This is a genomic window from uncultured Methanobrevibacter sp., from assembly GCF_900316895.1.
GTDB lineage: Archaea > Methanobacteriota > Methanobacteria > Methanobacteriales > Methanobacteriaceae > Methanocatella.
The window spans coordinates 1-10,010 of the sequence record NZ_ONER01000073.1 but is presented as its reverse complement, the minus strand read 5'-3'; the positions used below and the strand labels follow the sequence as shown (position 1 = coordinate 10,010).

Sequence of the window (10,010 nt, the reverse complement as noted above, 5' to 3'; positions counted from 1 at the left end):
CTCCGAGCTTCAAAAGGAATCAACACACGACCTTGATGAAGTCCGTGACATATTCCTGAAGCATAACGTCAATACCGATTATAAGATAAAATGGGAAAAACCGCAAAAGGACAAGATAATCGAATTTTTATGTTACGAGCACGGATTTTCCGAAGACAGGGTATCCAAAGCATCAGACAGGCTCAAAAACCTAAATTCCTCACAGGGAAGCCTTGATGCATGGTTTTGAACAAAATTATAATACTGATATATTATAAAATATACAAAATATTATTAATTTTTTATCAATTACAATTAAAAAAAATATACGACCATATTCTTTAAATACTAGTTAAAAAATACTATAATTAGGATTCTAAATATTGAATAACCCTATGCAATCTACCACCACACACCCCAGATTGTATACAAAACACTTTAGAAATGGCAGCTGTCAAGGGGACGGTGAAAGCCAATTTCATTATTCGATATATTCATAGAATCCATGGTGTTGATGGTTTCTCACCACCACAAAACCCGGAAACCATCAATACTTAATAAGGCGGGAAATCGCTGCCGAAAACTTTTTCTGCATATTTCATGGCCAGGTGAACCTGATGTCTGTGATGTTTCATCATCTCATTTTCAAAGTGTTCACGTGAAGGAGACCTTAAAATCAGCTTGAGCAGATCTTCGTAAGTCTCGCAGGCCAAATTCAAATCAAAGCCGTATTCATCAATGATTTCTGGTGTCAGCTTTTCAAAACATGGAAATTCAAGTGTCTTGCAGACTGTATCTGTTGTAAAATAGGTCATTCTGATTAAAGGAGATACAGATGAGACCAATATATGATTTCCAAGCTTTATCAAGGGAGGAATTCCTGTTTTTCTATACCTCTCCATTGAAGTCAGCTTCTCATAGTTTTTAAGGTTGTAGCAGTGAAGCTCAGTGTAGAAATCCGGATTGAGCTCAACAATCAAATCCAGAACCTTTTTCCCAAGTTCGGATTCGTAATATTCCTTTTTTATTGTAGAGATATATTCAGTCTTGTCGAAATTATAAAAATAGAACTGTCCGGGCGACAAATCATCAATGTCAATGCGCTTCAAGAACTTCAATGAGGTCACACCCTCATTTCCATGGACTCCGCCAATGAACAGTTTGGTCGGCCCCTTGCCGTTGTCGATGTATCTGAAATAGGACATAAAAAAAATAGTTTGGAAGGAACCTATGTTCCTTCTTGCCAGTTTGCCATGTAAGCCTTTTGTTTGTCGGTCAATGAGTCGATTTCAATTCCCATAGCATCCAGCTTCATGCTTGCCACGGTGTAGTCAATCTCATCAGGTGCTTTGGTGACGCCTACTGGCAGGTCGTTTTCAAGGATGTGTTTTGCAGACAATGCCTGAACTGCAAAGCTCATGTCCATGATTTCTGCAGGGTGTCCTTGTCCACGTGCCGCTGAAAGGTTTACCAAACGACCGTCAGCCAAAAGATAGATCTTGCGGCCATCTTTAGTTGTGAACTCTTCAATACTTTCACGTACTTCCTTGACTTCAGTTGAGATAGCTTCCAAGTCAGGCCTGTTGATTTCCACATTGAAGTGTCCTGAGTTTGCAAGCATACATCCGTCCTTCATGTACTTGAAGTCGTCTCCGCAGATGATGTCTGCATTTCCGGTAACGGTAATGATCAAGTCAGCCTGTTTTACTGCTTCCCTGATGGTCATTACACGGTATCCGTCCATTCTTGCTTCAAGCGCACGGATCGGGTCAACTTCGGTTACGATTACATCGGCACCTAAACCTGCTGCCCTTAAAGCCAGTCCACGACCGCACCATCCGTAACCGCAGACAACTACGGTTTTTCCTGCAATGACCATGTTGGTTGTTCCCATGATTGCATCGAAGCTTGACTGTCCGGTTCCGTAACGGTTGTCAAATAAGTATTTGGTATAAGCGTCATTAACGGCGATTACAGGGAATTTCAATGCGCCGTCGGCATGCATTGCCTGAAGCCTGTGCACACCGGTTGTTGTTTCCTCACATGCGCCTTTTATGTGGCTCAACAACTCTTTCCTTTCGTTGTGAAGCACCATAATCATGTCCGCTCCGTCGTCGATGATTATGTCAGGCTTGTGGTCCAGCACCATGTTGATGGTCTGGTAGTATTCCTCATCGTCCTGTTCTCTCCAGCCGTAAACGTTAAGGCCCAAATCGGCTGCTCCTGCAACTGCATCGTCATGGGTGGACAATGGGTTGCATCCGGTCATTGCCACTTCAGCTCCACCGGCCATCAGTGTCAAACCTAAGTTGATGGTTTTTGGTTCGAGATGTAAGCATGATCCGATTGTAATTCCTTTGAACGGTTGGGTTTCTTCGTATTCCTTCTTGATGGATTCCAAAACAGGCATGTGTTTTTGAACCCATTCGATTTTTCTTACACCTTCAGGTGCAAGTGACATGTCTTTTACTTTACTCATAATATCATCAATTAAAAGTTGTTAATGATTAACTTTTTGACTTGTAGGTTATTAAATATAACTTTTTTAAGATGACTTCAAAAATTAAAATAAGAAAAAATCGATATATTTTTCTAAAAATTTTCCTCACATCATCAAAAAACCCTCAAAAAACAAAAACTTAGCTGGTTAGAGCGCACGGCTCATAGGGTAATAAAGCAGTGCTCTAGCTTATTCCTGGGATACCGTGAGATCGCGGGTTCGAATCCCGCCCCCGGCATCCTAAATCCCAGGAATATATCCATCTAAATACTATTTTTTAAAGTCAATTTTTCAAATCATAACAATTTTATAGCTTATTTTACAAATTAGAATTAGAGGATTTGAAATGATATATAACAGACTTGGAAAGACAAATCTTGAAGTTTCAAGGCTAGGATTCGGAACCATGAGGCTTCCAACAAAAGCAAACAATGCCGACATAGACAAGGCAGAAGCTTCAAGGATGCTTGAATATGCCATTGAAAAGGGAGTCAACATTATCGATACCGCATACCCCTACCATGCGGAAGGCCTTGGGGGAAGCGGAGAGAGCGAAAAGTTTCTCGGCGAATTTCTCACTGAAAACACATTGAGGGACGAAATTATTCTACAGACAAAATCCCCCTCATGGGCGATAGAGGAAAAGGGTGACTTTGAACGCTACTTTACAGAACAGCTCGAAAAGCTTCAAACAGATTATATTGACATTTATCTGCTCCATTCACTGACCGTGCCGGACTGGGAGAAGGTCAAGAATCTGGATGTGCTGGACTTTCTCGATGACGTTCTCGCTGACGGAAGGGTGAAGCATGTGGGATTCTCATCACACATCGAGGTCGACTACTTCATAGAAATCCTTGACGAGTATCCTAAATGGGAGGTTGCCATGACCCAGATGAACTACCTGGACGAATATTACCAGTCAGGAATAATGGGTCTGGACTATTTGAAAGACATTGGCGTTGGAAGCATGATCATGGAGCCTTTGAGGGGAGGAAGGCTTGTCCAAAACATACCTGAGGACATCAATAACCTTTGGAATCATGCTGAAACCAAAAGGACACCTGTCGAGTGGGCTCTTCAGTACCTGTGGAACAGGGATGATGTGGACTGTGTCTTCAGCGGAATGACAAGTCTCGATCAGGTCAAGCAGAACATAGAAATAGCTTCAAGAATAGACAAAATATCTGAAAATGACCAGGAGCTCATAAGGGAGGTTGCAAGAACCTACAGGACACGTCTCGGAAACATGTGCACACGCTGCGGCTACTGCATGCCATGCCCTCACGGCGTGGACATAATCAACTGCTTTACCGAGTACAACATTGCCCACATGATGGACAATCCCAAGGCCAGTGCGATGCAGTACTTCTCACTTATTGATGATGATTCAAGGGCTGACTGCTGTGTTGACTGTGGAGAGTGCATACCTTTCTGCACACAGATGATAAACATTCCAGAGGAACTTGAAAAGGTTTATGAATACTTTGGAGATGAATTTGACCACTTCTGATTTGATTTTAAAAAACAAAATCAAATTTTTTCTCTTTTTTTAAATGAAATTGAACAGCCAAATATAAATTATATAACTTAATAAAATTTGTTTATTAAATAAAATAAAATATAAATATTTGGCTAACAAAAAATAAAGAATGCAAAATATCTAAAAGTTTATATACGACGAAATGGAAATATATTTTTGATAGGAAGATGATTTCCGATTATTCAATATTATTGGAGCTTGATTTTAATGAGCGATATCCCAGAAGAAAAAATTGAAAGAATATCAGAGAAGATGAGAGAGGACAACATTAAGTTTATCCGTCTGCAGTTTGTTGACATTAACGGTACTGTAAAAAACATCGTCATTCCATTCAACGGAAAGGACGACATGAGCGAATTGTTCAATGAAGGAATGCTGTTTGACGGTTCATCAATCGCAGGATTTGTTGGAATCAATGAAAGTGATCTGGTCCTGAAGCCAGACATCAACACATATTCCAGGCTTTCATGGAGGCCTGAAGAATCCGCAACATGCAGATTCATCTGTGACGTATGGACAGCCGACAGGGAACCGTTTGTAGGAGACCCAAGAGGGGTGCTCAAAAAGTCCCTGGCCCACCTTGCAGACAGGGGACTTCAGTACAACATAGGTCCGGAACCTGAATTTTTCATTGTGGACATTGACGAGAACGGATATCCTATGCCATACGACGAGGCAGGATACTTCGATGTGGAACCGCTGGACAAGGGCCCCGACTTCAGACGTGAACTGACCCTAAACCTTGAAGACTTGGACTTTGAAGTTGAAGCGTCACACCACGAAGTGGCACCTGGTCAAAACGAAATCGCATTCAAGTTCAAGGACGCTCTAAAAACTGCAGATGCAGTAATCACATTCAAACAAGCTATCAAGGCAATCGTAGACAATATGGCTACCTTTGACCAAATGGACTACAGGGTGACATTCATGCCTAAACCGTTCTTCGGCGTAAGCGGAAGTGGAATGCACTGCCACCAGTCAGTATTCAAAGGAGACAAGAACCTTTTCTCAGACCCTGATTCAGAAACAGGACTTTCAAAAGACGCAATTCACTTTATGGGAGGACTTCTCAAGCACGCTCCAGCAATAACTGCAATCACAAATCCGATTGTAAACTCATACAAACGTCTGGTTCCTGGTTATGAAGCTCCAGTATACATGGCATACGGTTTCAGAAACAGATCAGCATTAATCAGAGTTCCTGCAGCCCGTGGAAAGGCAACCCGTATCGAGTACAGGTCACCTGACCCTGCATGTAACCCATACCTTGCATTTACAGTAATGCTTGAAGCAGGTATTGACGGTATCGTCAACAAGATTGACCCTGGAGAACCTGTTGAAGACGACATCTACAGCATGAGCGAAGAGGAAAGGGAATCAAGAGGAATCGAAGTATTGCCTACCAGCCTGTGGGAAGCTTACCACTCCCTTGAAGAGGACCCACTCATACTGAATGCCCTCGGACCTCATGTCAGCGAAAAGTTCCTTGAACTCAAATATCAGGAATGGGACGAATATCGTGTCCAGGTATTCGGATACGAACAGAGAAAGTATTTGGATATCTAATCCAAATATTTATTTTTTTAATTTTAGGTGCTTTTTATGTCCGAATCAGAGTATAGGATGATTGAAATTTTAAGGGTGCTTGCAAAAAGGGAACAGCCTACCGGCTCAAAGGTAATAGCAGACGAGCTGAAGGAGAAGGGCTTTAACCTGGGCGAACGTGCCGTCAGATATCATATGCAGATTCTGGATGAGAAGGGATATACCGAAAAGAAAGGCTATTCCGGAAGAGTGATAACTGATTTGGGTCGTGAAAAGCTTGAAAAGGGACTGATTTATGACCAGGTCGATTTCATCTATTCAAAATTTGAAGAGATGATTTACCTGACTGACTTCACCTATATGACACAACAGGGAAATGTTGTTATCAACACATCAACCATTTATAATGAAGAATCGATTAATATAATGAAAGAAATTTATAAAAGTGGTCTTTCTGTTAGTCCTTACGTTAATATAAAAGAAGATAAAATCACTGGTGAAATCGAGGTCACCACAATATGCGGAACAACAATCGACGGAGTGCTTCTCAAGGAGGGGATTCCGACACAGCCGCAATACGGAGGGCTTCTGAAAATAGAAGATTACCAGCCAGTGAAGTTTACTGAAATAATATCCTATAAAAAGACTTCAGTGACACCTCTTGACGCCTTTGCAAACTCCAACCTGACATCCGTCCTTGACGTGATAAACAACGGATGCGGACTGATTCCGGCAAACTTCAGACTGATACCTGGAGTTGCACGGGAAAGGACAATTGAAATCCTAAATGAATTAACAAAGATAGGAATTGGAGGAGTGATAGGACTATCCGAAGAAGGAGAAGACCTGTTGGGATTGCCTGTACCTGAAGGCATGGTTGGAATGGCCATAATAGGAGGAATAACACCATTTTGTGCTGTAAAGGAAATGGGAGAGGACATTGACCTGAGAATAGCTGAAAACCTATATGATTTCAACTCCCTGAAACCTATAACCTCAAAAATGATTTCACCCCTTAAACCTCCGGCAAGCCAAAGCCAGGAAAAGATATCCCTTGTGCTGTCAAAATCACTGAATCTGATTCAGCAGGTCAATTTTGATGTCGAAAAGCAAAAGGGAGACATCATTGCCAACATCTCATACGTGCATAGGGACCACATTGACCGGGCACTGTCCATCATGGAGGACACCTATAACGACAATCCAAAATACATCAATCCATACTATAAACTGGTTGACCATCCCGAAAATGACGATTTGATTGGAATAGCAACAATCTGCAGCCTGAGCATAGATGGAATTTTGATAAACAATGGAATAATGAGCAACCCTACATACAGCGGACTGCTTGAGCTGACAGAACCTCCGCTCTTTATCGATTTGATTTCATACAATGGAACAACACTTGACCCCCACAAGATCTTTCTGTCAAAAAACATGACCTCAATAACAGGCAGTGACGGCCCAAATAAAATATTGGCAAGTGTCAAGGAGATTCCATATGTTTCAAGGGACCATGCGGTTGAGCTTCTGGAAATCCTGAACAACATCGGATTTTCCATATATAAAATCGGAAAGCCAAGGGAATTTGTCTACAATTCAAAGGTCGACAACTACAATTTCGGAGTCATCACCGGAGGAGGACTCAATTCAATCGGAGCCGTGAAGGAAAGCGGAGTGCCTATACAGGTAAAGGTCCTTGAAAAGATGATGCCTTTTGAAAAGATGGAAAGGCTATGAATGTTTGTATGTTTACGAACAAAATTATTTTTCCGTGGAAAATCAAAAAGAAAAAATTAATAGAAAAAAAGAGAATTTAAAGGACTTCAATAATCAATTCTTTTTCATCATTGATATGGCGCATTTCGATTAAATCATCGGCAATCTCTTTGAAATCGATTTCAACAGCCTGATTTAAAATCTCACCATTTAATTGCAAACTGACTCTGAAACCTTCACCGGTTTCTTCATCTTCTTCAGTGAATCCTAAAACATCACCAGGAGCATATATACGATTGTAGGAAATTTCCAAAACATCTCCAACTTCAACTTCGTTTCTTACGTATTCAATTGCATCCTCGACAGTCATCTGTACTTCTTCTACCATAATATCGCCTTAAAAAAAGAAAAAAGAGAAAGGAATTATAAATTCCTGTATTCTCTGATTGAAGTATATTCGTCGTCTAATTCGCCGTAAGTAGCTAATTTTTCTTTGTTAGCTTCAGCGTCTAAGTAAAGGTTACCTTTACCGTTGAGACCAATATCTCCAGTGTATTGAATATATTTACCTTTGTAGGTAACTCCTTCAACTTCAGGATCTACAACGATACCGTTGAGGACGAATCCTTCGAGTAATCTTCCGAGGAATCCGTGGATGATGATGTTACCGTTTTTCATTTGACCTCCAGGCCAACGGTTAACGTCACCGTCAATTTCAATGACACCTTTGGTCATGTGAATACCAGCTAAGATGTCACAGTTACCTTTAACGTGGATTTTTCCTCCAGTTAAACATTCACCACATTGTTTACCAGCGTTACCGCCAACAACAATTTGTCCTCCGGTCATACCTCTCCATTCACCGATGTAAGAAGCACCAGTGAACTCTTTGGTATTTCCTTCAATTTCAAGGTATCCTCCAGACATTTCTCTACCTGCGTGAGCTGCTGCGTTACCTTTAACGAGAATGGAACCACCGGACATTTCTGCACCAACGTGTAAATCTACACTGCTGTTACATACGATGTTTCCACCGCTCATTTTGCAACCGATGTATTTTACTCTGTTTAAATCACCGTTTATAATCATTTCAACTTCATCAGGTCCGTTAGCTTCACCTTCAACAGTTACTTCGAAGAAGTCTGTTAATGGGAATCTGGAGTTTCCGATAGGAACTTGATATTTTGCGAAATCTGCTTCGGTCCATGAATAAATTTCATCAGGAATCAATTCATCGAATTCTAAAGCGATTGAAGAAGTTTTGATTTGATCAAATGTTATTGTTTTCAAATTAAACACCCCTATTTACCGTCAACGTCTATTCTAATTGGGTTGGATACGTAGTGGTCGTGTACTGGGTAGTTTTCCCATTTGACTGAGTAGTATTGAGTAAAGAATGGCATAATGTTGTTGATAACTTTTTCTTCGTTTTTCTCCCATCCTTGTACGTTAACCCAAACGTTTTGACTTTCTTTAACTTTTACAATTTCTTTGTCTTTTACTAAGATTTGACCATCTTTGATTGTGTAGTCAGCTACATTGAAACCTTTTTCGATTTCAGCATATTGTCTGGATGGGTCAATATCATTAGGGTTTATGTCATATACTGCAATATCTGCTCTGTATCCAGGAGTAAGTGCACCTTTATCGGTGAATCCGTAGATTTTAGCTGGAGCAGCTCTTGAAATAGTTGCAATATCGTAGAAATCGTATTCTCTGTCGAGAGTTGCAAGAGTAGTTCTTTTTTCTGCCCATTTGTGAACTTCACCAGTTTCAATCATTTCCATTCTTCTGGTGTTACTCATCAACCAGGAGATGATTCTAGGATATCTGATGAAAGGTCCTGCGTTAGGGTGGTCAGTAGTTAAACATACTTTCCATGGGTCATCAATGTGTAAGAACAATTCAAGACCGATAGCCCATTGTAAGGAACTTACAGGAGTTCTTCCTGAGTAAATACATGGGATAATACCTGCTGCAGTTTCACATTCAATATCTTTGTTAGCCCATTTTAAACCAGATAATTTGAATAAATCGTATTCCATAGGAGCGTCTGCTGTCATGGTTGTGGTTTCATCTAAAGTTACTTGACCTACGTCACAGGTAATGTGATCGTGTTTGTTGATGTATTTAGCAACTTCTTCAGCACCGGATGCTGCATCTTTCCAGCTGTTTCCTGTGTAGGAGTGGAATTGCAAGTGGCAGACGTGCATAATTTGGTCTCTGATTTCAGCTGCTTTGGAACCTTTTTTAACGTCTTTAACAGCGTCCATGGTTTCAATAGTGGTTGGCACGTTACCAGGGTGTCCTAAGTCGTTAGGGTGAATGTGGATAGAGTGAGGTAAGTTTAACATTTCGTTAGCTTTTGCGAGTGCAACAACAACTTCTTTGGAAGTTACGTCAAAGTAAGGTGCTTTGTCGTTTACACCGTGTACGTTCATACCCCATCCCCATGCTTCACTTCCACATGGGTTTACGATTTTGATTCCGTAACCTTTGGTAAGTTTTAACCATGCAGCTACAAATGCTGCGATGTCTTCAATATTGTTATCTTTTGCGTATTCCATTACGAACCAGTTGTTACCGAATAACGGCATAGCTGGAATATCGATTTGTGGAATGGTAGCAATTTCTTCGTGAGTGTGTTTTGCTTCAAGAGGAGGCATAGCTGCTTCTACAACAGTACCGTAACCTAATCTTGAGTATCTGTAACCAGTTGCAGGA

The 10,010-nt window shown here is 40.8% G+C and carries 8 protein-coding genes and 1 pseudogene; 4 read left to right on the top strand and 5 right to left on the bottom strand.

The annotated features are described in order from the left end of the window. Positions 1–229 (top strand): annotated as a pseudogene (locus QZN27_RS07740) (flap structure-specific endonuclease); the annotation flags it as partial. 304 nt (positions 230–533) lie between these two features. Here the strand turns inward: QZN27_RS07740 and QZN27_RS07735 are convergent. Beyond that, complete coding sequence (locus QZN27_RS07735; protein ID WP_296786008.1) at positions 534–1,184, bottom strand: DUF2119 domain-containing protein; 651 nt, start codon at positions 1,182–1,184, stop codon at positions 534–536. Between the two features lie 23 nt (positions 1,185–1,207). Then, the gene (gene ahcY / locus QZN27_RS07730) at positions 1,208–2,458 is read right to left on the bottom strand and encodes an adenosylhomocysteinase (RefSeq protein ID WP_292601466.1); all 1,251 of its coding nucleotides are present in this window, start codon (positions 2,456–2,458) and stop codon (positions 1,208–1,210) included. 367 nt (positions 2,459–2,825) lie between these two features. Between ahcY and QZN27_RS07725 the strand changes: the two genes are divergently transcribed. The 3 genes from QZN27_RS07725 (at position 2,826) to QZN27_RS07715 (ending at position 7,307) form a co-directional block, all read left to right on the top strand. Next, the gene (locus QZN27_RS07725; RefSeq protein ID WP_296786003.1) at positions 2,826–3,992 is read left to right on the top strand and encodes an aldo/keto reductase; all 1,167 of its coding nucleotides are present in this window, start codon (positions 2,826–2,828) and stop codon (positions 3,990–3,992) included. A gap of 237 nt (positions 3,993–4,229) precedes the next feature. Beyond that, positions 4,230–5,588 carry a type I glutamate--ammonia ligase gene (gene glnA, locus QZN27_RS07720; protein ID WP_296786000.1) on the top strand — a complete coding sequence of 453 codons (1,359 nt, stop codon included), beginning with the start codon at positions 4,230–4,232 and terminating at the stop codon, positions 5,586–5,588. A 36-nt stretch (positions 5,589–5,624) separates the two neighbouring features. Next, positions 5,625–7,307 carry a DUF128 domain-containing protein gene (locus QZN27_RS07715; protein WP_296785996.1) on the top strand — a complete coding sequence of 561 codons (1,683 nt, stop codon included), beginning with the start codon at positions 5,625–5,627 and terminating at the stop codon, positions 7,305–7,307. 76 nt (positions 7,308–7,383) lie between these two features. Here the strand turns inward: QZN27_RS07715 and QZN27_RS07710 are convergent, their stop codons facing one another. From QZN27_RS07710 to QZN27_RS07700, 3 genes are all read right to left on the bottom strand, one after another. After that, positions 7,384–7,674 carry a DUF2097 domain-containing protein gene (locus tag QZN27_RS07710; protein WP_296785993.1) on the bottom strand — a complete coding sequence of 97 codons (291 nt, stop codon included), beginning with the start codon at positions 7,672–7,674 and terminating at the stop codon, positions 7,384–7,386. Between the two features lie 35 nt (positions 7,675–7,709). Further along, positions 7,710–8,585, bottom strand: a complete 876-nt coding sequence (locus tag QZN27_RS07705; protein WP_296785990.1) for a formylmethanofuran dehydrogenase subunit C — start codon at positions 8,583–8,585, stop codon at positions 7,710–7,712. 2 nt (positions 8,586–8,587) lie between these two features. Continuing rightward, positions 8,588–10,010 (bottom strand): formylmethanofuran dehydrogenase subunit A (locus QZN27_RS07700; protein WP_296785986.1); only part of this gene is annotated, 1,423 nt, incomplete at its 5' end.

What these genes read in the sequence shown, in the direction of transcription:
- QZN27_RS07735 (WP_296786008.1), bottom strand. Translation starts at nt 1,184, where the DNA reads ATGTCCTATTTCAGATACATCGACAACGGCAAGGGGCCGACCAAACTG.
- glnA (WP_296786000.1), top strand. Translation starts at nt 4,230, where the DNA reads ATGAGCGATATCCCAGAAGAAAAAATTGAAAGAATATCAGAGAAGATG.
- QZN27_RS07715 (WP_296785996.1), top strand. Translation starts at nt 5,625, where the DNA reads ATGTCCGAATCAGAGTATAGGATGATTGAAATTTTAAGGGTGCTTGCA.
- QZN27_RS07710 (WP_296785993.1), bottom strand. Translation starts at nt 7,674, where the DNA reads ATGGTAGAAGAAGTACAGATGACTGTCGAGGATGCAATTGAATACGTA.
- ahcY (WP_292601466.1), bottom strand. Translation starts at nt 2,458, where the DNA reads ATGAGTAAAGTAAAAGACATGTCACTTGCACCTGAAGGTGTAAGAAAA.
- QZN27_RS07725 (WP_296786003.1), top strand. Translation starts at nt 2,826, where the DNA reads ATGATATATAACAGACTTGGAAAGACAAATCTTGAAGTTTCAAGGCTA.